The 21438-nt window shown below is 72.3% G+C and carries 20 protein-coding genes; 5 read left to right on the top strand and 15 right to left on the bottom strand.

From position 1 onward, the window contains the following. Positions 1-3 precede the first annotated feature (3 nt). Together N912_RS0123155 and N912_RS0123150 are read right to left on the bottom strand one after the other, a co-directional pair. Positions 4-753: a GntR family transcriptional regulator gene (locus N912_RS0123155; RefSeq protein ID WP_028924261.1), complete on the bottom strand. Its 750-nt coding sequence runs from the start codon at positions 751-753 to the stop codon at positions 4-6. Between the two features lie 260 nt (positions 754-1013). Then, entirely contained in the window at positions 1014-1961 is a 948-nt protein-coding gene (locus tag N912_RS0123150) for a ribose-phosphate diphosphokinase (protein WP_028924260.1), read from the bottom strand. Between the two features lie 207 nt (positions 1962-2168). On the opposite strand from N912_RS0123150, the gene N912_RS0123145 reads away from it, so the two are divergent. The 4 genes from N912_RS0123145 (at position 2169) to N912_RS60645 (ending at position 7511) form a co-directional block, all read left to right on the top strand. Continuing rightward, entirely contained in the window at positions 2169-3731 is a 1563-nt protein-coding gene (locus N912_RS0123145) for an ABC transporter transmembrane domain-containing protein (protein WP_084211187.1), read from the top strand. After that, positions 3728-5512 (top strand): ABC transporter ATP-binding protein, encoded by a 1785-nt coding sequence (locus N912_RS0123140; RefSeq protein ID WP_051580668.1) that lies wholly within the window; start codon positions 3728-3730, stop codon positions 5510-5512. The genes N912_RS0123145 and N912_RS0123140 overlap by 4 nt, the downstream gene beginning before the upstream one ends. An 11-nt stretch (positions 5513-5523) precedes the next feature. Next, entirely contained in the window at positions 5524-6729 is a 1206-nt protein-coding gene (locus N912_RS0123135) for an arginine deiminase (protein WP_245645388.1), read from the top strand. Positions 6730-6836: 107 nt separating this feature from the next. Beyond that, positions 6837-7511, top strand: coding sequence for a hypothetical protein (locus N912_RS60645; protein WP_051580667.1), 675 nt, complete (start codon positions 6837-6839; stop codon positions 7509-7511). Here N912_RS60645 and N912_RS0123125 read toward each other — a convergent pair. From N912_RS0123125 to N912_RS0123070, 12 genes are all read right to left on the bottom strand, one after another. Next, positions 7498-8475 (bottom strand): DUF5926 family protein, encoded by a 978-nt coding sequence (locus N912_RS0123125; protein WP_028924256.1) that lies wholly within the window; start codon positions 8473-8475, stop codon positions 7498-7500. The two genes, N912_RS60645 and N912_RS0123125, sit on opposite strands and share 14 nt — an antisense overlap. Positions 8476-8524: 49 nt before the next feature. Continuing rightward, positions 8525-9442 (bottom strand): DUF4328 domain-containing protein, encoded by a 918-nt coding sequence (locus tag N912_RS0123120; protein ID WP_051580666.1) that lies wholly within the window; start codon positions 9440-9442, stop codon positions 8525-8527. A gap of 16 nt (positions 9443-9458) precedes the next feature. Then, positions 9459-9794: a rhodanese-like domain-containing protein gene (locus N912_RS0123115; RefSeq protein ID WP_028924254.1), complete on the bottom strand. Its 336-nt coding sequence runs from the start codon at positions 9792-9794 to the stop codon at positions 9459-9461. 70 nt (positions 9795-9864) lie between these two features. Further along, positions 9865-11511: a solute symporter family protein gene (locus N912_RS0123110; protein WP_028924253.1), complete on the bottom strand. Its 1647-nt coding sequence runs from the start codon at positions 11509-11511 to the stop codon at positions 9865-9867. Further along, a complete protein-coding gene (locus tag N912_RS0123105) occupies positions 11508-11849 on the bottom strand; it encodes a DUF485 domain-containing protein (protein ID WP_028924252.1) in 342 nt (113 codons plus the stop codon). The genes N912_RS0123110 and N912_RS0123105 overlap by 4 nt, the downstream gene beginning before the upstream one ends. A gap of 243 nt (positions 11850-12092) precedes the next feature. Beyond that, the gene (locus N912_RS54065; RefSeq protein ID WP_037066197.1) at positions 12093-13865 is read right to left on the bottom strand and encodes a sodium/solute symporter; all 1773 of its coding nucleotides are present in this window, start codon (positions 13863-13865) and stop codon (positions 12093-12095) included. Between the two features lie 55 nt (positions 13866-13920). After that, a complete protein-coding gene (locus tag N912_RS65240; RefSeq protein WP_211261356.1) occupies positions 13921-14784 on the bottom strand; it encodes a hypothetical protein in 864 nt (287 codons plus the stop codon). Further along, positions 14781-15662 (bottom strand): LytR/AlgR family response regulator transcription factor, encoded by an 882-nt coding sequence (locus N912_RS0123090; protein ID WP_028924250.1) that lies wholly within the window; start codon positions 15660-15662, stop codon positions 14781-14783. The genes N912_RS65240 and N912_RS0123090 overlap by 4 nt, the downstream gene beginning before the upstream one ends. A 188-nt stretch (positions 15663-15850) precedes the next feature. Continuing rightward, positions 15851-16744: a S49 family peptidase gene (locus N912_RS0123085; RefSeq protein ID WP_028924249.1), complete on the bottom strand. Its 894-nt coding sequence runs from the start codon at positions 16742-16744 to the stop codon at positions 15851-15853. A 10-nt stretch (positions 16745-16754) separates the two neighbouring features. After that, positions 16755-17960: a sensor histidine kinase gene (locus N912_RS0123080; RefSeq protein ID WP_028924248.1), complete on the bottom strand. Its 1206-nt coding sequence runs from the start codon at positions 17958-17960 to the stop codon at positions 16755-16757. A 5-nt stretch (positions 17961-17965) separates the two neighbouring features. Then, positions 17966-18829 (bottom strand): Fpg/Nei family DNA glycosylase, encoded by an 864-nt coding sequence (locus tag N912_RS0123075; protein ID WP_028924247.1) that lies wholly within the window; start codon positions 18827-18829, stop codon positions 17966-17968. Between the two features lie 18 nt (positions 18830-18847). Next, positions 18848-19219, bottom strand: coding sequence for a hypothetical protein (locus N912_RS0123070; protein WP_245645387.1), 372 nt, complete (start codon positions 19217-19219; stop codon positions 18848-18850). Between the two features lie 321 nt (positions 19220-19540). On the opposite strand from N912_RS0123070, the gene N912_RS0123065 reads away from it, so the two are divergent. Further along, entirely contained in the window at positions 19541-20827 is a 1287-nt protein-coding gene (locus tag N912_RS0123065) for a hypothetical protein (RefSeq protein ID WP_028924245.1), read from the top strand. Between the two features lie 6 nt (positions 20828-20833). Here N912_RS0123065 and N912_RS0123060 read toward each other — a convergent pair whose 3' ends face one another. Then, positions 20834-21382, bottom strand: a complete 549-nt coding sequence (locus tag N912_RS0123060) for a methyltransferase domain-containing protein (protein ID WP_245645386.1) — start codon at positions 21380-21382, stop codon at positions 20834-20836. Between the last annotated feature and the right edge of the window lie 56 nt (positions 21383-21438).

The following is a 21438-nucleotide window of genomic DNA, read 5'->3' as shown; positions in this document are numbered from 1 at the left end:
GGGTCAGTCGGCCGGCAACGTGTAGACCAGCTCGTACCGATCACCGGCGAGCACCATGTCGTTGACCTCGACGGCGCGGTCGCCCGCCCACGCCACCCGGGTCACCGCGAGCACCGGGTAGCCGGCGGGAATGCCGAGGCCGCTCGCCTCCTCCGGTCGCGCCGGTCGAGCGTTGACAGCCTCCTCGAAGTGGGTGAGCCGAAACCCGAGCTCCTCCAGCCGCTCGTACACCCCGCCGTCCCCGGTGTCGGGCTGCTCGATCGCGGTCCCGGCCGCGATGCCGGCCGGGAAGTACGACGTGGCCAGCTGGACCACCCGACCGTCCGCCCGCATCTCGCGGGCGCGCACCACGACCTCGGCCACATCGCCGGCGAGGTCGAGGATGCCGGCAATGCGGTCGTCGGCCGGCTGCCTGCGGACCTCGACCGAGACGTCCGGCCGCCATCCGCCCTGCGCGGCGTCCGACAGGAACGCGCCACGCCCGGCGTCTCGTTCGGCCTTGCTCAGCCGGTTCCGGGCCAACCTGCGGATCGCGGGCCGCTCGGCGACGTACCAACCGCGACCAGGGCGGCTGCCCACGAGTCCCTCGGTCCGTAGTTGGTCGATGGCGTTCTGCACGGTCTGCCGGGCGACGCCCCAGCGATCCATCAGCTCGCGGGCGGTGGGCAGCGGGTCGCCCGGACGGAGGCGGCCGGACGTGACTGCTGTGCGTAGGTCCTCGGCGATCCGGACCCAAGGCCTGGTTCGCGGCATTCGGCGAGGCTATCTAGACGGTCGGGGCTGGCGTCACGCGATGCTATCTGGATAAGGTTATCTAGATAACTAAGCAAGCTTGGAGGTCTCCGAGATGTCGGACCTGTGGATAGGCGGGTTCGTGGGTGCGTCGGTCTCGGCCGTGTTGGTGCTGGCCGGAACGGCGGACTGGGAGTATCGGCGAGCGCGTTTGGCGTGGCCACCGTGCACTGCGCCGGGCACACCGCAAGACCGACAGGGCGACGCGTTGACCTGGGCGGTCAGTGGTCTTCGAACAGGACGCTGACGGACTCGCCGTTGTGGATGCGGCGGACGGCTTCGGCCAGGGGGGCGGCCACGGAGAGGACCGTCAGCTTCGATGAGCGGCTCTGCTCGGGGATCGGCACCGTGTTGGTGCAGACGATCTCGGACACCTCGTCGCGCGCGCTGATCCTGGCCAGCGCGCCGTCGGTGAACAGGCCGTGCGTGCAGGCCACCCGGACCGAGGCGACGTCCAGCTCGGACAGCTTGTCCAGCAGCTCGAGGATGGTGCTGCCCCGGGCGATCTCGTCGTCGAGCACGATCACGTCCCGCCCGCGCACGTCACCGATGACCGAGCTGATCACCACCTTGTCGTCCGAGAAGCGCTGCTTGGCCGCCGCCGCGACCGGCAGCCCCAGCGACCGGGCGAACTTCGAGGCCTCCTTGGCGTTGCCGAGGTCGGGCGAGACCACCACGGAGTTGGACAGGTCGACGCCGCCCCGGAAGTGCGCGGCCAGCTCGTGCAGGGCGTGCAGGTGGTCCACCGGGACGCTGAAGAAGCCGTGCACCTGCGGGGAGTGCAGCGTCATCGCCAGCACCCGGCCCGCGCCGGCGGTGACCAGCAGGTCGGCGATCAGCCGGGCGCCGATGGAGATGCGGGGGGCGTCCTTCTTGTCCGAGCGGGCGTAGGCGAAGTGCGGCATCACGACGGTGATCCGGGCGGCGGACGCGCCGCGCGCGGCATCCAGCATGAGCAGCAGCTCGACCAGGTTCTCCTGCACCGGCGGCACCAGCGGCTGGACGATGAACACGTCGCGTTCCCGGCAGTTGGCCTGCAGCTGCACCTCGATGCAGTCGTTGGTGAACCGGGTCACCCGGGTCGGGGCCAGCGGCACCTCCAGGTGATGGGCGATCGCGGCCGCCAGCTCCGGGTGCGCCGAGCCGCTGAACAGGGTGATCTCCCGCATGGTCCCTCCGGTTGGAAGCCGCCGATGTCCATGATCCTCCATAGGTCGGGGGCGGTGCCGGCACGGGCGGGCGAAACTCGGTGGCCGGCTTTCGTCGGCCGTGGTTAGCCTGCGGTCATGTTCTATTGACACAGGCTCGACGCCCGCTCGGCGCCCCGGCTGCTGTGGTCGGTGCTCCGGGCCGTGCCGGGCACCCTGGCGTGCGCCATGACCTTGGGCGTGCTGTGGACGGTCCCGGTGGCGCTGATGCCGCTGGCCATCGGCCGGGCGATCGACGCGGCACTGCGGCGCGGCGCCCCCGACCCGGCCGCGGAGGGCGGCGAGGACGCGCTCGGCGGTGACTGGGGGCTCGGCGGCTCGCTGTGGACCTGGGTCGGCGTGTTGCTCGCGCTGGGCGTGGTGCAGGTGATCAGCGTCGGGTTGCTGGAGTACTACTCGGTCAAGCTGTGGGTACGGGCGGCCACCATCGTGCAGCGCGCGGTGCTGCGGCACGCGACCACGGTCGGCGCGGCGCTGCCCCGCAAGATCCGCGCGGGCGAGGTGGTGGCGATCGGTTCGTCGGACGTCCACCACATCGGCGCCGCGCTGGAGGTGATCGGCCGCACCACCGGAGGCCTGGTGGCGTTCGCGCTGGTAGCGGTCGTGGTGCTGGAGCGCAGCCCGCTGCTGGGCGCGGTGGTGCTGATCGGCGTGCCGCTGGCCACCGTGGGCATCGCGCCGCTGCTCGGACCGCTGCGCCGGCGCACCGAGAAGCACCGCGAGCAGGTCGGCGCGGCGACCACGCTGGCCGCCGACATCGTGTCCGGGCTGCGGGTGCTGCGCGGCATCGGGGGCGAGCGGCGGTTCGCCGACAGGTTCGCCGAGACCAGCCAGCGGGTCCGCCGCGCCGGGGTGAGCGCCGGGCGGATCGACGCGCTGCTGGACGGGATCGCGGTGCTGCTGCCCGGCCTGGTCACGGTGGCGGTGACCTGGCTGGGGGCCCGGCTGGCGCTGGACGGGACGATCACCGTCGGCGAGCTGGTCGCGTTCTACGGGCTGTCGGCGTTCCTGGTGATCCCGGTGAGCCTGGCCACCGGGGCGGTGCACAGCGTGAGCGAGGCGCTGGTCGCCGCCGGCCGGATCGTCACCGTGCTGCGGCTGCGGCCCGAGCTGGAAAGCCCCGCCGAGCCCACCCCGCTGCCGGCCGGCGCGCTCGGGCTGTCCGACCCGGAGACGGGCCTGCACTGCCCGCCGGGCGAGCTGACGGTGATCCGCCCGTCCGGGCCGTCCGAGGAGGTGGCCGACCGGCTCGGGCGGTACGCGGACTCCGCCGTGGTCGCCGTCGGCACAAACGCGCGGACGCCGCTGCGGGACGCCGAGCTGGACGAGGTGCGCGGGCGGATCCTGGTCGCGCACAACCAGGACCTGCTGTTCTCCGGGGGCCTCGCCGAGGAGGTCCAGCTCGACCAGGCGACGGTCGGGCTGGACAAGGTGCTCTGGGCCGCCGACGCCTCGGACATCGTGGCCGGGCTCCCGGACGGCGTGCGCGAGCGGCTCACCGAGCGCGGACGCCGGCTCTCCGGCGGGCAGCGGCAGCGCTTGATGCTGGCCCGAGCGCTGTCCGCCGACCCGGACGTGCTGGTACTGGACGAGCCGACGTCGGCGGTGGACGCACACACCGAGGCGCGCATCGCCCGCCGGGTGGCCCGGCTGCGCCGGGGCCGGACCACCGTGGTGATCAGCCGGAGCCCGCTGTGGGCGGCCGTGGCGGACCGTAAGGAGACATCGTGACGGACTCGGCGGAGGGGTCGGCGGAGGCGTCGGCGTACCCGCTGGCCGGGCCCCGCGAGGTGCGCGCATGGCTATGGACGGTGGCCACCACGAACCGGGCCGCGTTCGCCGCGATGCTCACCCTGTTCGGGCTGGCCACGGGGGCCGGCCTGGTCGGGCCGTGGGTGCTCGGCGAACTGGTGGAGTCGGTGCGGCGGGGCGCGGCGACCACGGCGGTCGACCTGCTCGCGCTGCTGTTCGTCGGCGTGCTGCTGGTGCAGGCCGCGCTGCGCGCCTGGGCCCGGTTCGTGGCGGCGGTATTCGGCGAGCGGCTGCTGGCCAAGGCCAGGGAGGACCTGGTGCACCACGCGGTGGAGCTGCCGCTGGACACCGTGGAGACGGCCGGCACCGGCGAGCTGCTCGGGCGGGCCACCTCGGACGTGGACAAGCTGGACGAGGGCCTGCGCCAGGCCGCGCCGGAGATCGTCATCGCCTCGGTGATGGTGCTGCTCACGGCGGTCGCGATGGTGATCACGTCGCCGCTGCTGGCGCTGGGCGCGCTGGTCTCGGTGCCGCTGCTGGTGGTGCTCACCCGGTGGTACCGGCCGCGCGCGGTGCCGGTCTACGAACGGACCCTGGCGAGCTGGGCGAAGGTGCACGCCAGCGCGCACGAGACGGTGGTCGGCGGGCGCACCGTGGAGGCGCTCGGGCTGGGCGGCAGGCGGCGCACGCACCACGACGCCGCGATGCGCACCGCGGTCGCCGGAGAGCGCCGCAGCGGGCAGCTGTGGGGGGTGTTCCTGGCCGGCCTCGACGCCGCCGCGCTGCTGCCCATCGCGGTGTTGTTGCTGTTCGGCGCGTGGGCGTACCAGGCGGGGCTGGTCGGCATCGGCGAGGTGACGGCCATGGTGCTCTACGCCGGCGCGCTGACCGAGCCGATCAACGAGGTGCTCGGGTGGATGGACGAGCTGCAGATCGGTCACGCCGCGCTGCGCCGGGTGCTGGGAGTGGGCAAGGTGCCGCCGGACACCGGGGACCCGAGCGTGGTGCCCGCCGGCCGGCGCATCGAGCTGCGCGGCGTGCGGTTCGGCTACCGGGCCGGTCGGGACGTGCTGCACGGCATCGACCTGGCCATCGAGTTCGGGGAGCGGATCGCGGTGGTCGGGCCGTCCGGCGCCGGGAAGTCCACCCTCGGGCGGCTGCTCGCCGGCATCAACCCGCCGGACCGGGGCGAGGTCCTGGTGGGCGGGGTGCCGATCAGCGCGCTGCCGCTGGAGCGGCGCCGGCGCGAGGTCGTGCTGGTCACCCAGGAGCAGCACGTGTTCACCGGGACGCTGCGGGATAACCTGACGCTGCCCCGCTCGGCGTCCGACGAGGAGCTGCACGACGCGCTGCGCGCCGCCGGCGCCTCGGACTGGGCGCTGCGCCTGCCCGACGGCCTGGACACCCGGCTCGGCTCCGAGGGGGTGCCGGTGCCGCCGGCCATCGTGCAGCAGCTCGCGCTGGCCCGCCTGGTGCTGGCCGACCCGCACACCCTGGTCCTGGACGAGGCCACGTCGATGGTCGACCCCACTGTGTCCAGGGGCCTGGAACGGTCGCTGGCCGCCGTGCTGGACGGGCGCACGGTGGTCGCCATCGCCCACCAGCTGCACGCCGCGCGCGACGCGGACCGGGTCATCGTGATGGACGAGGGCCGGATCGTGGAGCAGGGGCCACACGACGAGCTGATGGCCGCCGGCGGCCCGTACGCCGAGCTGTACAACACCTGGGACGCGGGCACGGACACCGTTACGCTGCGTTGATGATGGGGATCATGACGGCGCCGTACCGGGTGGACAGCGAGGTGGGCCGGCTGCGGGCCGTCCTGTTGCACCGCCCCGGCGCCGAGCTGACCAGGCTGACCCCGCGCAACAACGACCAGCTGCTCTTCGACGGCATCCCGTGGGTGGCCCGCGCGCAGCGCGAGCACGACGGGTTCGCCACCGCGCTGGCCGAGCGCGGGGTGGAGGTGCTGCTGCTGGACGAGCTGCTCACCGAGACCCTGGCCGACCCGGCGGCGCGCGAGCGGGGCGTCGGGAGCGTGCTGGACGAACGCCGGCTGGGCCCACCGCTGGCCGCCGAGCTGGGCGACCACCTCGCCGAGCTGCCGCCCGCCGAGCTGGCCGAGACGCTCACCGCCGGCCTCACCTTCGCCGAGCTGCCGGACGGGACCCCAGCCGCGTCGCTTGTACGCACCATGCATCCGGCCAGCGACTTCGTCATCGACCCGCTGCCCAACCTGATGTTCACCAGGGACTCCTCGGTGTGGCTGGCCGACCGGGTGGCGATCACCTCGCTGGCGCTGCCGGCGCGGCGCCGGGAGACCGCGCTGACCGACCTGATCTACGCCCACCACCCACGGTTCACCGGCGTCGGCCGGGCCTACGAGGCGCACAACGCGCCGGTGGAGGGCGGCGACGTGCTGCTGCTCGCCCCCGGCGTGCTGGCCATCGGGGTCGGCGAGCGCACCACGCCGGCCGGGGCCGAGTCGCTGGCCCGCTCCGCGCTGGCCGACGGCCTGGCCGAGACCGTGCTGGTGGTGCCGATCGCGCAGGCCAGGGCCACCATGCACCTGGACACGGTGTGCACCATGGTCGACACCGACGCGGTCGTGATGTACGAGCCGCTGCGCGACACGCTGTGCGCCTACACGGTGCGGTCGACGGTCGACGGGATCAAGGTGGACGGCCCCACCCCGTTCCGGAAAGCGGCCGCCGACGCGATGGGCGTGGCCGAGCTGCGGGTGATCGCCACCGGCCTCGACCCGGTGACCGCCGAGCGCGAGCAGTGGGACGACGGCAACAACACGCTCGCGGTGGCCCCGGGCGTCGTCGTCGCCTACGAGCGCAACACCGAGACCAACGCGAGGCTGGAGGACGCCGGCATCGAGGTGATCAGGATCGCCGGCTCCGAGCTGGGCTCCGGCCGGGGCGGCCCCCGCTGCATGTCCTGCCCGCTCGCCCGCGACCCGTACGGGTAGACGGTTTCACGTGGAACCGCGGCTACGCCCGGCGCGGTATCCGGGCTGGTCAGGGACACTCCGTCGGTAGGACGTCGCGGCGGCGGTCAACGAGAACACTGCTCGGTATGACTGACATTGCCACCGAGCGGCGGACCGACCCCCGGCTCTGGGCCGGCATCGGGTTCGTCGTGATCTTCCTGGCCGGCCTGGTCGCCGGCCTCGCCACCACCAAGGGCGGCTGGCCGGTGCCGACCGCATCCCCGGACGAGGTGCTCGGGTTCTTCACCTCGAACCGGGAGGCGATCGCGATCATCGGGTTCACCCAGGGGCTGGCCGCCGTGCCCCTCGTCGTGTTCTCCGCCGGCCTGGCCCGCACCCTTGGCGACCGCCCGGCGCCGCAGCTGATCGCCGCCGGGGCGCTTGCCGCCGGCACCCTGCTGCTGAGCGGCGCCCTGACCAGCACGCTCACCCACCCGGCGCTCACCGGCCAGCCGGCGCTCACCTCCGCGCTGGCCTACCTGGTGTTCCTGATCGGCGGGCCGGCGCATGTGCTCGCGCTGTCCCTGCTGGTGCTGACCACCGCCGTGGCGGGCCGCTTCTCCGGACGGTTGCCGGTGTGGCTGTCCACCTTCGGGTTCGTGGTGGCCGCGCTCGGCCTGGTGTCGACGCTGAACCTCGCCGTGCCCGCGTTGCCGTCCATCGCCGTCGCCGCGTTCATCCCGGCCGGACGGTTCCTCGGGTTCGTGTTCATAGTGGCCGCCGTACTTACTCTCCGACGGTCACGGGTCAGCGCAGAGTGATCTGCCGACCGGCCAGTGAGTCCCGAGCCCGACGCTCGCGCTCGCTGGCCGGTTCGTCGTCCAGCGAGCCCAGCGCCCGCTCCAGCCGCCCGGCGAACGCCTGCGCCGGTGCGGACCACTCCTTGGCGTGCATCTCCAGGTCCAGGTCCCAGACCGGCACCAGCAGCCCGTGCGCCCGGAACGAACCGGCGTAGCGCGACCCCTCGCCGAGGTCCAGCTCGTCGTTCGCCAACAGCCGGGCCAGCGCGGCCAGCAGCCGGTCCTCCGGCTCCGGGCGCACCCAGCGCAGGTGGGCCTTCTCGCCCGCGTCCACCCAGTACGCCGCCCGCACGCCCTCGCCCCGGACCGGCTCGGTCGGCCTGATCACGCTGTTGGCGTGCTCCAGCGCCGCCGTCACGTCCGCGCTGGGCTCCTCGGACGAGTCCTCGGGCAGCCACCAGCCGAAGTCCTTGTGCACGGTGATGTCCAGCGAGGCGTCCGGGTCGACCAGGTCCTGCAGCCGCACCGGCCCGTCACCCAGCGACGACCCGGACACCGGCAGCACCTCGCCCGGCTCGGCGGTCAGCGCCCAGCGCAGCGCGCGGCCCAGGTCGGCGGAGATGTCCCCGCCCCTGGTCTGGGTCTGCAGCCCGACCAGCGCGGTGCCGTCCGCGCGGACCATCCCGGCGGACGCGCCGGGGAGCACGGTGGCCAGGGTCGCGGTGCGCTCCCCGGCCAGCTTCGCGCCGGCCTCGGACAGCGGCAGCGGCGCCAGGCCGGACGGGACGAACTCGCGCAGCGCGATCAGGTCCGGCTCGGCGGCCAGGCCATCGAACGGGCGCAGCACGATCACCTCGTCGCCGGCGCCGTGGCAGGCCTTGTACCGCTTGCCCGAGCCGCAGGGACAGGGCTGCTTGGGGTTCGGGCCGCCGGCCTGTGCGGTCGCGGCGCGCGCCCCGGCCCGGCCCTTCGTCTTCTTGCTCATCGCGCCACACGGTAGTCGCCCCGCCGAGGCGCCGGTGCGGCGAGGCCGGTCAGGCCGTAGCGGCCGGGGTGCGGACGCTGACCACCGTCGGCAGCCGGATCGTCCTGGGCGGGTTGACCAGCGCGGTCAGCCAGGCGACCACCCGCGCGGTGACGGTCGCGGTCGCCGCCGCCGCCAGGTCGACCAGCGCGTGCAGGACCACGCCGTCGGCCTTGGCCTGCACCCCGGCGCGGAACATCCAGACCACCGCGACCACGCCGAGCACCACGTTCGCTGCCCACAGCCCCCACCACACCAGCAACAGGCGGGACGGCCGTGGCCGCCCGCCGGGAGGCCGACCCAGCGCGGTGTGCTCCACCTCGGCCAGCATCGAGCCGGGCACCGTCAGGTTCGGGCCGGGCACCAACCAGCCGACCAGCGTGGCGAGCCCGCTCCTGGACGGCCGTACGTTCGAGTTCGTGGCCGCCGCCGCGATCACCTGCCGCAGCCACACCAGCAGGTAGCAGCCCGCGCCCACGGCCATCAGGGTGCACACCCAGGACGCCGCCTGCTCCAGCGCGTCCGAGGCGGCCACCTCGCCGGCGTTCAGCGCGGAGTCCCGGCTGCGTAGCAACAGCACGTACCGCCAGATCTCGGCGGCCGCGGCCAGCCCGGCCAGCACGGCCACCCCGCGCAGCAGCGGGATGAGCAGGCCGGCGTGGCGGGCGGCGGCCGCCGCTGCCGAGGGCTCGGGTGCCGGCCGCTCGCGTTGCCAGGGCAGCGGGGGGAACCCCCAGTTCGGCGTGACCCGATAGCTCGGCGGACCGGTGTACCGGCCGCGCCACCGCGCGGGAGCCGAGGACGGCCGCGCCGGCGGTGGCGGCGTCGCGACCCACCTGGTGGCCACCAGGAACTGGCCGCAGTGCACGCAGAACACGCCGGAGCGCGCCTCCGGCGGCTGCGCCTGGCCGCAGCGTGGGCAGATCACGCCCGGCGCCCGTGCATCAGACGATCTCCGGCTGGCCCGGGCCGTCGGCCACCAGCGGCTTGCCGGCGCCGGCCCAGGCCTGCATGCCGCCGTCCACGTTCACCGCCGGGTAGCCCTGGGAGACCAGGTAGGCCACCACCCGGGCGGAGCGCCCGCCGGAGCGGCAGATCACGTACAGCGGGTCCTGGTCGTCGGGCAGCTCGTGCAACCGGCCGGTCAGCTCGGACATCGGGATGTGCACGGCGGTGGGGGCCCGGCCGGCGGCCCACTCGTCGGCCTCGCGCACGTCGAGCGGGCGGGCATCGGCCGGCAGCGCGTCGACCGGCACCGCCGGCAGCTGGGAGGAACTCACCCCAACATGGTGCCACCCGGGCGCGTCAACCAGTGGTAAAGGCGCCCGGGTGGCGGGTGGTACTAAGGGTTTAGTGCTGGACGGCGGGCCGGTCCGAGCGCTCGGAGCCGGCCCCGGTCAGCGAGCGGACCTCCATCTCGGCGTACCGCGACGACCCGTCCGGGTCCTTGGTGCCGACGTAGGTGCCGACGATGCCGAGGATGAACGACAGCGGGATGGACACCAGGCCCGGGTTCTGCAGCGGGAAGAAGTGGAAGTCCACCTTGCTGAGCATCGCGCTGGACGACCCGGACACCGCCGGCGAGAAGATGATCAGAACCACCGACGAGATGAGCCCGCCGTAGATGCTGTACAGCGCGCCGGTGGTGTTGAACCGCTTCCAGAACAGCGAGTACAGGATCGTCGGCAGGTTCGCCGAGGCGGCCACCGCGAAGGCCAGCGCCACCAGGAACGCGATGTTCTGCCCGTTGGCCAGGATTCCGCCCACGATGGCCACCACGCCGATCACCAGCGCGGTGCGCCGGGCCACCTTCACCTCGGCGTCCGGCTCGGTGCCGATGTGCTTCTTGAGCACGTTGGCGTACACGTCGTGCGCGAACGAGGCGGACGCGGTGATGGTCAGGCCGGCCACCACCGCAAGGATGGTGGCGAACGCGACCGCCGAGATCAGCCCGAGCAGGATCTCGCCGCCCAGCTCGAAGGCCAGCAGCGGCGCCGCCGAGTTCGCCCCGCCGGGCGCCTTGCTGATCGTGTCCGGCCCGACCAGCGCGCCCGCGCCGTAGCCGAGCACCAGGGTGAACAGGTAGAAGATGCCGATCAGCCAGATCGCCCAGACCACCGAGCGACGGGCCTCCTTGGCGCTGGGCACCGTGTAGAACCGCATCAGGATGTGCGGCAGGCCGGCGGTGCCGAGCACCAGGGCCAGCCCCAGCGACACGAAGTCGATCTTCGAGGTGGCCGTCTTGCCGTACTGCAGGCCGGGGCCGAGGATCTTCTCGCCGTTCTTCGGGCTGTGCTCCACGGCCTGGCCGAGCACGGCGGAGAGGTTGAAGCCGAACTTGCCGAGCACCCACACGGTCATCACGGCGGCGCCGACCAGCAGCAGCGTGGCCTTGATGATCTGCACCCAGGTGGTGCCCTTCATGCCGCCCACCAGCACGTAGACGATCATGAGGATGCCGACGATGGCGATCACCAGGGACTGGCCGTTGAAGAACGTGGTCTTGTCGTTCTCCACGCCGAGCAGCAGCGAGATCAGCCCGCCGGCGCCGGCCATCTGGGCGAGCAGGTAGAAGAACGAGACCACCAGGGTGGACACCGCGGCGGCGGCCCGCACCGGACGCTGCCGCATCCGGAAGCTGAGCACGTCGCCCATGGTGAACTTGCCGGTGTTGCGCAGCAGCTCGGCGACCAGCAGCAGGGCCACCAGCCAGGCCACCAGGAAGCCGATCGAGTAGAGGAAGCCGTCGTAGCCCACGGTGGAGATCGCGCCGGCGATGCCGAGGAATGACGCCGCCGACAGGTAGTCACCGGAGATGGCGACACCGTTCTGGGTGCCGGTGAACGCCCGCCCGGCGGCGTAGTAGTCCGAGGCCGTCCGGTTGGTCCGGCTGACCCGGAACACGATCACCAACGTGATCAGCACGAAGACCAGGAAGATGCCGATGTTCAGCGCCGGCTTGCCGACGGTCGTCTCGGCGAGGTAGAGCGCGTTCACTCCTCGTCGCTCCCTTCGAGCTGCGCGCGGATCCGCTCGGCGGACGGGTCGAGGTGCTTGTTGGCGTACTGCACGTAGATCGTGGTGATCACGAAGGTGCTGACGAACTGCAGCACGCCGATCAGCAGGCCGACGTTCAGGTTGCCCGCTAACTTGATCGACATGAACTCCGGCGCGTACGCCGCGAGCACGACGTAGAACAGGTACCAGGCCAGGAACGCGACGCTCATCGGAAACACGAACCGGCGCAGCCGCTTGCGGAGCTTGACGAACTCCGGGCTTGCCTGGATCTGCTCGTACCGGGTGCTGCCCGGTGGGCGTTCACCGGTTGTACTCACGAGGCTCTCCTTCTCCGACGTGCATGCGGTACGCCGGGCCGCTTGGTGGTTGATCAGATACGCAGCGTGGGTTTCGTGGGATCCATCACACTAGAACACGTCCCATACCCACGCCGATGGCGCCGAAGAGAGACCAGGGGAAAGCCGGGCCGAAATCACCCTTTCGGGCGAGGCCATCCGGGAACTCATTTCAGCTGTACTCAAATGACGCATCCGAATGAGTGTAGCCGGATGGCGTAGCGGTCACTCCGCTTTGCGCAGATCGGGTGTCGCCTCGTCGAGGTCGCGAGCCCGGTCCTGGCTCAGGCCCAACCGCTCCGGCGCGTGCAGGCGCAGCATCAACCGGGACACGTCGGGCAGCAGCCGGCCCGAGGTGGCCTTGCTGACCACGATCATGACCAGGAACGCCAGCGGCACCGTGATGATGGCGGGACGGCCGAGCAGGGTGCCGAGCCAGCCGGCGAAGTTGAAGCCGATCAGGCTCACCATCACCGCGCCGGCCGAGGTCACCCCGCCGACCAGCAGCCCGGCCACGGCGCCCCGGTCGGTCAGCCCGCTCCACCAGATGCCCAGCACCAGCAGCGGGCAGAACGTGGACGCGGCCACCGCGAACGCCAGCGCCACCGTCTGCGCGAAGTCCATCCGGGTGGCGAACAGCGCCAGCCCCAGCGGTACCACGCCGGCGAGCACGGCGGCCAGCCGGAAGTCACGCACTCCGCCCCGGCGGAACAGCGTCGGGCTGGTCGAGAGCACCCCGGCCACGCCGACCACCAGGCCGGACGCGGTGGACAGGAACGCCGCCCAGGCACCGGCCGCGACCAGCCCGCCGATCAGCGTGGGCAGCGGCCCGCCGCCGAGCGCGGCCGACGGCAGCAGCAGCACCGCCGCGTCGGTGTCCCCGCTGACCAGCAGCTGCGGCACGTACAGCCGCGACATCGCGCCCAGCAGCGTGGGAAACAGGTAGAACCCGCCGAGCATGGCCAGCACCGCCACCGCCGTGCGGCGGGTGGCCCGCCCGTCCGGGTTGGTGTAGAAGCGCACCAGCACGTGCGGCAGCCCCATGGTGCCCAGGAAACAGGCCATGATCAGCGAGTAGATGCCGACCAGCGGGTGCTCCTCGTTGCCGGACAGCGGGGTCAGCCAGCTGGAGTCGCGCGCCGGCGAGCCGGCCGGCACCGGCACCGAGGAGCCGGCGTCGAAGGTGAGCCGGGAGTTCTTCAGCACGGTGTGCTCGCCGGTGTTCCACCGGACCAGGCCACGGACCGGCTGGCCGTCCAGCACGCCGGTGGCCTCGAACGTCACCGGCTGGCTGACCTGCAGCACCACGTCGGTCTTGATCTGCACGGTGGTGTCGGTGGGGAACTGCGGCGGGGCCGGCCGGTTGAACGGGCGGTGGTCGCTGCCCAGGTAGATCACCAGGATCAGCGCGGGCAGCGCCAGCGCGGTGAGCTTGAGCCAGAACTGGAACGCCTGCACGAACGTGATCGAGCGCATGCCGCCGAACACCACCGTCGCGATGACCACAAGGCCGGCCGCGACGGCCCCGGTCCAGGGCGGCAGCGTCGGCACGGCGGTGGCCACGGTGAGCCCGGCGCCCTGCAGCTGCGGCAGCAGGTACATCCAGCCGATGACGATCACGAAGATGGTGCTCACCCGCTGCACCAGCGGGCTGCGCAGCCGGAACTCGGCGAAGTCCGGCACCGTGTACGCCCCGGAGCGGCGCAGCGGCGCGGACACGAACAGCAGCAGCGCCAGGTAGCCGCCGGTGTATCCGACCGGGTACCACAGCGCGTCCGGGCCGTCCTTCATGATCATCCCGGCCACCGAGAGGAAGGACGCGGCGGACAGGTACTCCCCGGAGATCGCGCCCGCGTTCGCGGTCGGCCCGACCGTGCGGGAGGCGACCAGGAAGTCGGAGGTGTTGCGCGCGAACCGCACGCCGAACGAACCGATCACGGTGGACGCCACCGCGACGAGCGCGATCGAAGTCAGCGCCACCACGGCAGCCGGCGTCATGGAGCCAGAGTTTAGGCGGCGCCCGACCGGGTGCGCCCGGTGCCCGTGTTACGGGCTAGCTCTGGATGTGGTCGGCGAAGACCTGCTCGATCTTGTCCGCCGAGCGGGTGTACAGCCAGCCGAGCAACACGAAGAACGGGTAGGCCAGCACGCCGAGCAGCAGCCACGGCACCCGCAACCCGAACAGCTCGAACCTGCCCAGCACCGGGAACATCGCGAACAGCGCCGGCAGCGAGCCCAGCGCGAGCACCGCCACGGCGCCGAAACGCACCGAAAGGCCCAGCTGCGAGCCGATCAGGCTGGAGCTGAGCACCTCGCCGACCTGGGTCAGGTCCTGGACCTCCACCACCGTGCGCACCGGCCGGGCCTGGCCCTTGCGCTGGGCCAGCACCACCCGCTCGCGCTTGCCCTTGGTGATCGGTTCGGCGGGTGCGGGCGGTGGTTCGGCGGTCTTCTGCTCGGGCACCGGGTCGGCGGAAGGCCGGGCGTGCAGCGGCTCGGACTCCGGGCGCGCCGGCAGCGGGCGTTCGGTGGGGTCCCTGCGGACCCGGGAGAACACCTCGGTCTTGTCGTTCGGGGACACCGAGCCGGGGCCGGGGGTACGGACGGCGTGGCGGGGCACGTAGTCCAGCCGGGGTGGGCGGCTCTGGCCGTCGCGGCGGGCGTGGCGGCCGGCGCTGAGCATCGGGTGCGTCGAGCCGTTCGGGTCGGTGTGGTCGTCGTCCGGCGGGCGCTGGCTCGCGCCCGGACGGTCGGGGTCGGGGGCGGGCTCGTCCGCGCTGAGCAGGCCCTGCACGCGCAGCCGCAGCTCGCGGCGGAGCTGGACCGGGGAGCGGTCCGGCTCGAGATCGGCGTCGGGCTCCCGTGGTTCGGGATCGGGGTCCGACGCCACCGACGGCACGTGGCCGTCGGAGCTCACCGTTGGCTCCACGCCTGTTTCGTCGCACGCACCAGGCGGTCCTTGAGCTCACGGGTGTGCCGGCGGCTGACCGGCAGCTCGGCGGTCTCCGGGCCGGAGCCGATCCGCACCACATAGCCGGACCCGGACAGCCGCAGCTCGGTGACCAGCGGCAGCGACACCAGGTACGAGCGGTGGATGCGCACAAAGCCGGCATCCCGCCAGCGGTCCTCCAGCACCGACAGCGGAATGCGGACCAGGTGGCTCTTGTTGTCGTTGGTGTGCAACCGTGCGTAGTCGCCCTGCGCCTCGACGTAGCGGACCGCCGAGCGGGGCACCAGCTTGGTGGTGCCGGCCAGCTCGACGGGGATGACCTCGTCGTCGCTGGGGCCGCCGTCGCCGGAGCCGGACTCGTTGCTGGCCACCACCCGGCTGGACAGGATGCGGTCCAGCGAGTTGCGCAACCGCTCCGAGCGCAGCGGTTTGAGCAGGTAGTCCACGGCGCCGACCTCGTAGGCGTCGACCGCGCGGTCGTCGTGCGCGGTCACGAACACCACCGCCGGCGGGACCACCATGGTCGAGAACACCCTGGCCAGCTCCAGGCCGTCCAGCCCGGGCATCCGGATGTCCAGGAACACGACGTCCACGTCCGTGCTCCTGGCGATCGGCGCACCGGTGATCGGGTGCACCGGGACCTGGCCCTGCGGGGCTCCCGGCGTATTGTCCCGATGCCGCTCCCTGCCGCTGAGCATGCGGAGCGCGTCGTTGGCGTTGGACGCGGTGAGCACGGTGCCGATCCGCTGGTCCTGGCCGAGCAGGTACTCGAGCTCGTCGAGAGCGGGCTTCTCGTCGTCTACCGCGAGAACGACCAGCCCACCGGAGCCTTCTGAACTGTTCACGATCTCCTCATCCTGCTCTATCCCCCCGGTGTGAGATATATATCATCGCATCGGAGTCTTGCTCATCGCACCGTGTCTGCCCGATTCATCATGGTGGCGGTGATTGTCGCCGAGTGCCAGGGCTGGGGCGGATTTCGCCACTCACCCCAATGGGGGCCTCGGTCAGCATCCCACGTTCTGGGCGCCCCTCACAGTCCGAACCGGGCCCACGCGGCGCGCAGCTCGGCGGCCTGCAGCAGGCCCTCGGCCAGCGACGCCGCGCCGAACCCCGCCGCCGGTGCGCCCACCCCGAGCCGGGCGAGCAGCGGCTTGCGGCCCTCCACCAGCACCGGCTCGGCGTCCGGGAAGCGGTTGGCGATGATCTCGCGTGCGGTGCCGAGCCCGTCGACGAGGCCGAGCCGTTCGGCGTTGGCCCCGGTCCAGACCTCGCCGTTGAACAGGTCGCCGTCGCCGGTGGCCAGCTTGTCGCCCCTGCGCTCCTTGACCCAGCCCTGGAACTGCTCGTGCAGCTGGCCCTGCAGCGCGGACAGCCAGGCGACGTCCTCCTCCTTCTCCGGGAGGAACGGGTCCAGCCGCGCCTTGTTGCTGCCCGCGGTGTACAGCCGCCGCTCCACGCCGAGCCGCTCCAGCAGCCCGGCCAGCCCGAACCCGTGGCTGACCACCCCGATCGAACCGACCAGCGAGGTGGCGTGGGCGTAGATCTCGTCCGCGGCGCAGGCCAGCCAGTAGCCGCCGGAGGCCGCCACGTCCTCGCAGAACGCGAGCACCGGGGCCTTTCGCTCGCCGCGCTCCTCGGCGAGCCCCCGGATTCGGTCGGCGATGAGCGCGGACTGGGTGGCCGACCCGCCCGGGGAGTTGATCATCAGGGCGACGGCGGCCAGCCGTTCGGGGGCGAACGCGCGCTTGAGCACGGGCTCCAGCACGCTCAGGTTGAGCACGGACCTGGCCATCGGCCCGAGCGCGGGCGTGATCACCCCGTGCAGCCGCACCACGCTCACCACCGACCGGTCGGCGCGTTCCCCGAGCCGCCCCGGCAGCCGCCCGGTCACCGTGTTCGGAAGCCTGTCGAGCAACGTCGTCATACCATGCACGCTACGCGCGGATGCCGGCCCGGAACTTCGGGACCCGCAAGGTGATCTTCGTGCCGGCGCCGATCGCGGTGTCCACGACCAGGCCGAAGTCGTCGCCGAACGCCGAGCGCATCCGGTCGTCCACGTTGCCGAGGCCGACGTGCGCGCCGGAGAGGTGCGCGTCGGTCATCTCCTCCTTGAGCCGCTTGGGGTCCATGCCGACGCCGTCGTCCTCCACGCTGATCACGCATTCGGCGCCGGAGTTCTCCGCCGTGATGGTGATCGAGCCGCCGCTGGGCACGCCGGCCAGCCCGTGCCGCACCGCGTTCTCCACCAGCGGCTGCAGCGCCAGGAACGGCAGCACCACGGACAGCACCTCGGGCGCGATCTGCAGCCGCACGTGCAGCCGGTCCTCGAACCGGGCGCGCTCGATCATCAGGTAGCGCTCGATGTTGGTCAGCTCGTCCTGCAGGGTGGTGTACTCGCCGGCGGTCCGGAACGAGTACCTGGTGAAGTCGGCGAACTCGTTGAGCAGCTCGCGGGCGCGCGTCGGGTCGGTGCGGATCAGCGAGGAGATCGTGGTCAGCGCGTTGTAGACGAAGTGCGGCGAGATCTGGGCGCGCAGCGCGCGGACCTCGGCGCGGTTGAGCCTGGCGCGCGACTCGTCCAGCTCGGCGAGCTCGAGCTGGCTGGAGACGTAGCGGGCGACCTCGGCGGTGGCGCGCAGCAGCACCGGGCCGGTGGTGGACTCGGTGAGCGCGCCCAGGGTGCCCACGATGTTGCCCTCGGTCTCCAGCGGGACCACCACGATGCCCTTGATCACGCAGTCGTCGCGGCCGCAGTCGATGGCGGTGTGCGAGGAGACCTGCTGGCGGCCGGTGCTGATCACCTGGCGGGCCAGCTCCACCACGTCCATGGTGTGGTGGTCGCCCTCGCCGTCCCAGCCCAGCGACTGGGCCTGGTCGTCGGTCATGGTCAGCGCGCAGGTCTCCAGCAGGGTGCGCAGGTAGGGCAGCGCGAACGAGGCCGACTGGCGGGACAGGCCCTCGCGCAGCGCGGGCGCGGCCAGCGAGACGGTGTGCAGGGTGGAGAAGGTGGCCCGCTCCAGCGGCGAGGCGAACGCGCGGCGCTTGGCCTTGTACAGCAGGACCAGCGCGACGATGGCCACGCAGAGCACCGTGATCAGCAGCACCAGCAGGGCGCTGGGCGAGTTCAGGATCTCGGGCACGGCTGCTATCTCACCAGGCGGGAGAGGCGGCGGTCCGCCAGGGGCTTCCCACCGGTCTGGCACGTCGGGCAGTACTGGAACGAACGGTCGGCGAAGGACACCTCCCGAATGGTGTCTCCGCACACCGGGCAGGGCAGCCCGGTGCGCGCGTGCACCCGCATGCCGGAGCGCTTCTCGCCCTTGAGCCGAGCCGCGTCCTGGCCCACCGAGCGCTTCACCGCGTCGGAGAGCACCTGGTGCATCGCCTCGTACAGGGCGTCCAGCTTGGCCTCGTCGAGGCGGCCGGCCACCGCGTACGGGGACAGCTTGGCCACGTGCAGGATCTCGTCGCTGTAGGCGTTGCCGATGCCCGCGATGACGCCCTGCTCGGTGATCAGGTTCTTGATCCGCTCGGTGCGCTTGGCCAGGATCTTCTCCAGGTCCGCGCGGGACAGCGTGAGCGCGTCGGGGCCGAGCCTGGCGATGCCGGGCACCTCGGCGGGGTCGTTCACCACGTACACCGCCAGCCGCTTCTGGGTGCCGGCCTCGGTCAGGTCGAACCCGGGGCCGCCCGGCTCGTCCAGGTGCACCCGCAGCGCGATCGGGCCCTTGCCGGTGGGCTTGGGCGGCACGGTGCTGGCCGTGTCGTGCCAGCGCAGCCAGCCGGCCCGGGACAGGTGGGTGATCAGGTGCGGCCCGTCGCACTCCATGGCCAGGAACTTGCCGTACCGGGCGGCGCCGGTGACCGGGCGGCCGGCGAGCGCGGACAGCGGCGGGTCGAACGTCTTCAGCGCGCTCATGCTGGCCTGGTCGACCCTCGCGACCTGGTGGCCCACCGCGTGTTCGCGTAGGTGGTGGGCCAGCGCTTCAACCTCGGGTAGCTCGGGCATGGTCTCGGGAGGTGCTCGTCAGCTGACCGGCTGCAGCGGGCCGTCGGCGTACGCGGGGGTGGCCCGCATCCGGATGCTGCGGATGACCATCTTGGTCTCCTCCCTGGCCTTGCTCAGCCCGCGCACCACGCCGACCCAGTGCTCGGGGTCGAGGTCGTAGCCGCCCGGGGTCTGGGCCACGATCGTCCACGGCCGGCGCAGCACCCAGCGCACCGGGAAGAACCCGACGACGATCAGCCCGGCCAGCATCACCCACCAGGGTATGTGTACGTCGGCCGGCTTCCAGCTGAACAGCGCGACGTAGAACAGGCCCAGGGTGGACAGGATCATCGCCACGCCGGCCCGGCCACCGTCCACGTCGTGCTCGAAGTCCTCACCGGTGGCGGGCATCGACCATTCCATCCGTCGACGTACCGTCCAGGTCCGGCCGTCGGATCCGGTGACCGTTTTCGACTTGGTAACCATGTCTGCCGTCGTCCCCGCCGTCATAGCTCGTCGTCTCTAGCTTCCCATATTTGCCCGACATCCGGACGGACTCACCGCCGAGGCGACACGGGTGAACGCGGCCACAGTAAGCGAGATACCAGCGGGTCACTAACACTCGAAGGAGTGTCTGTCCTGGTTGGTCACGCTAACACTCGGTTACCGTCGTGATTCGATCAAGACGGGGGGCCGGCACGGATCATGGGACGAGCATGGACAGCGCTGCCGGTGACGGCATCCGTCCTGCTCAGCGCCGTGCTGATCGGTCGGTTGGACGCGCCCGGATCTGTCGACCCGGTCGCGCTGGCGGCCGCCACCGCAGCCGCCCGCTGGCACTGCTCGCTGCCGCACCGGCCGCGTGAGCAACGCGTCCACGCCCGCGCCGACGCCCCGCCGCCGCTGCGCCTCGGCGTGGCCGGGCAGGGCGTGACCGGCCAGCCGGAGCTGGGCAGGCGGATCGACGGGCTGGGCACCGGCCCCGGGCAGAACCCGGCCGCCGAGCTGACCGGCGAGCTGACCGGCGCCGACCAGGTGGACACCTACCAGGTGCCGATGCGCGCCGGTGAGGTGCTCGGCGCCACGGTGCAGGGCGGCGCCGAGCGGTTGGAGGTCTACGACCCGCGCGGCCAGCTCGTGCAGGGCTCGGAGACCGACCGCTCGTCCAGCTACCCGGCGGGCTCCCCGCTGCCGGCCGGCGGCAACGCGACAATCGACCATGTGGCCGAGGTGACCGGCACGCACCGGGTCGCGGTGCGCAAGGGCGCCGGCACCTACCAGGCCCGGCTGCTCATCGCGCGGCCCCCGGAGACCGGCCCGCAGCGGATCGTGCTGGAGTTCGCCGGCGCGACGCTGGACACGACCACCTTCGGCACCGACACCGCCGTCACGCAGCCGAGGCGGCTGTCCTCGCTGCGGAAGTTCCTGCCCCGCTGGGGCCTGCGCGACTCCGACGAGCCGGCGCTGACCAAGCTGATCGCCGACACCGTCACCGAGAACCTGGGCATCGAGGTCGGCACCGACGGGTTCGGGACCGCCAACGTGAGCCGGGTCGTGATCGGTGGCACCGCGGCGGAGGCCGGGGTGGACACGGTGGGCATCTCCGAGTCGGTGGACCCCGGCAACCTGGCCCGCGAGGAGACCGCGCTGGTGCTGCTGGACAGGCTCAGCGGCCCGGCCGACTGGCCGGACTCGCTCAACCACTACCTGGCCACCGGCGGCGACCGGCTCACCTTCGTCGGGCGCGCGATCGGCAACATCGCCTCGCACGAGGCCGGCCACTTCCTGGGCAGCTGGCACACCGACCCGAACTCCGGGTTGCACGACCTGATGGCGCCCGGCGACCTGGTCGGTGCCTTTGGGTACGGGCCCGACCAGGTCGGTGGCACGGCGGACGACATCAGGACGAGGTTCGACAGGGACGCGTTCGCCCCTGACGAGGGATTCACCGGGCTCGAGGACACCCGCAACCGCACCACCGTCGGGATCGACGGCGGCGTGCGCCCCAGCCCCGGCTGAGGTGGGCTACAAGTCCGCGCGCTTGCGGCCGATCATGCCCGTGTAGTGCAGCGGACCGCCGCTGGTTGCCAGCCGGTGCCGGTACACGCGTGACCCGGCCACCTCGAAGGAACCGTCCTTGATCGCGTCCCGGAGCAGCCCGGCGAACCCCGAGGTGTCCGAGTCGGTCAGGAAGCCCTCCTTGATGGTCAGCGCCACCCAGCCGCCGTCGGCGACCAGGTTGAACGCCGTGCGGAAGCAGGCAGGCGGGATGTCGCCGAACCCCAGGGCGGCGATGCAGCTCAGCGCGTTGAACCGGTACTCGCCGAGCATCGCCCGCTGGTCGGCGGTCAGCGCCGTCATGTCCAGCACGTGGTAGTCGCGGTAGGTGCCGGGGCGGTCCCGGCCGGCGGCCCGTGCCGCTTCGGGCAGGATGTCCGCCCCGACCACGAACGCCACGCCCAGCTTGCGCAGCTGCTCGCCCATGATGCCGTTGCCGGCCCCGAGGTCGAGCGCCCGCAGCTCGCCGGGCTCCACCCCGGCGCGGTCCAGCTCGGCGTGCAGGAAATCGCACATGAACCGTGGTGAATCGCATTGCAGTACGTTGTAGAAAAGCTGCTCGTAGAGGCCGG

The sequence above is a fragment of the Actinospineispora acaciae DSM 45401 genome (genome assembly GCF_000620785.1).
In the GTDB taxonomy this organism is placed as follows: Bacteria; Actinomycetota; Actinomycetes; order Mycobacteriales; family Pseudonocardiaceae; genus Pseudonocardia; species Pseudonocardia acaciae.
Note: the sequence above shows the minus strand (reverse complement) of the source record. Positions and strands in the feature narration are given on the sequence as shown.

What these genes read in the sequence shown, in the direction of transcription:
- N912_RS0123155 (WP_028924261.1), bottom strand. Translation starts at nt 753, where the DNA reads ATGCCGCGAACCAGGCCTTGGGTCCGGATCGCCGAGGACCTACGCACA.
- N912_RS0123150 (WP_028924260.1), bottom strand. Translation starts at nt 1,961, where the DNA reads ATGCGGGAGATCACCCTGTTCAGCGGCTCGGCGCACCCGGAGCTGGCG.
- N912_RS0123145 (WP_084211187.1), top strand. Translation starts at nt 2,169, where the DNA reads ATGACCTTGGGCGTGCTGTGGACGGTCCCGGTGGCGCTGATGCCGCTG.
- N912_RS0123135 (WP_245645388.1), top strand. Translation starts at nt 5,524, where the DNA reads ATGACGGCGCCGTACCGGGTGGACAGCGAGGTGGGCCGGCTGCGGGCC.
- N912_RS60645 (WP_051580667.1), top strand. Translation starts at nt 6,837, where the DNA reads ATGACTGACATTGCCACCGAGCGGCGGACCGACCCCCGGCTCTGGGCC.
- N912_RS0123125 (WP_028924256.1), bottom strand. Translation starts at nt 8,475, where the DNA reads ATGAGCAAGAAGACGAAGGGCCGGGCCGGGGCGCGCGCCGCGACCGCA.
- N912_RS54065 (WP_037066197.1), bottom strand. Translation starts at nt 13,865, where the DNA reads ATGACGCCGGCTGCCGTGGTGGCGCTGACTTCGATCGCGCTCGTCGCG.
- N912_RS0123085 (WP_028924249.1), bottom strand. Translation starts at nt 16,744, where the DNA reads ATGACGACGTTGCTCGACAGGCTTCCGAACACGGTGACCGGGCGGCTG.
- N912_RS0123075 (WP_028924247.1), bottom strand. Translation starts at nt 18,829, where the DNA reads ATGCCCGAGCTACCCGAGGTTGAAGCGCTGGCCCACCACCTACGCGAA.
- N912_RS0123070 (WP_245645387.1), bottom strand. Translation starts at nt 19,219, where the DNA reads ATGCCCGCCACCGGTGAGGACTTCGAGCACGACGTGGACGGTGGCCGG.
- N912_RS0123060 (WP_245645386.1), bottom strand. Translation starts at nt 21,382, where the DNA reads ATGTGCGATTTCCTGCACGCCGAGCTGGACCGCGCCGGGGTGGAGCCC.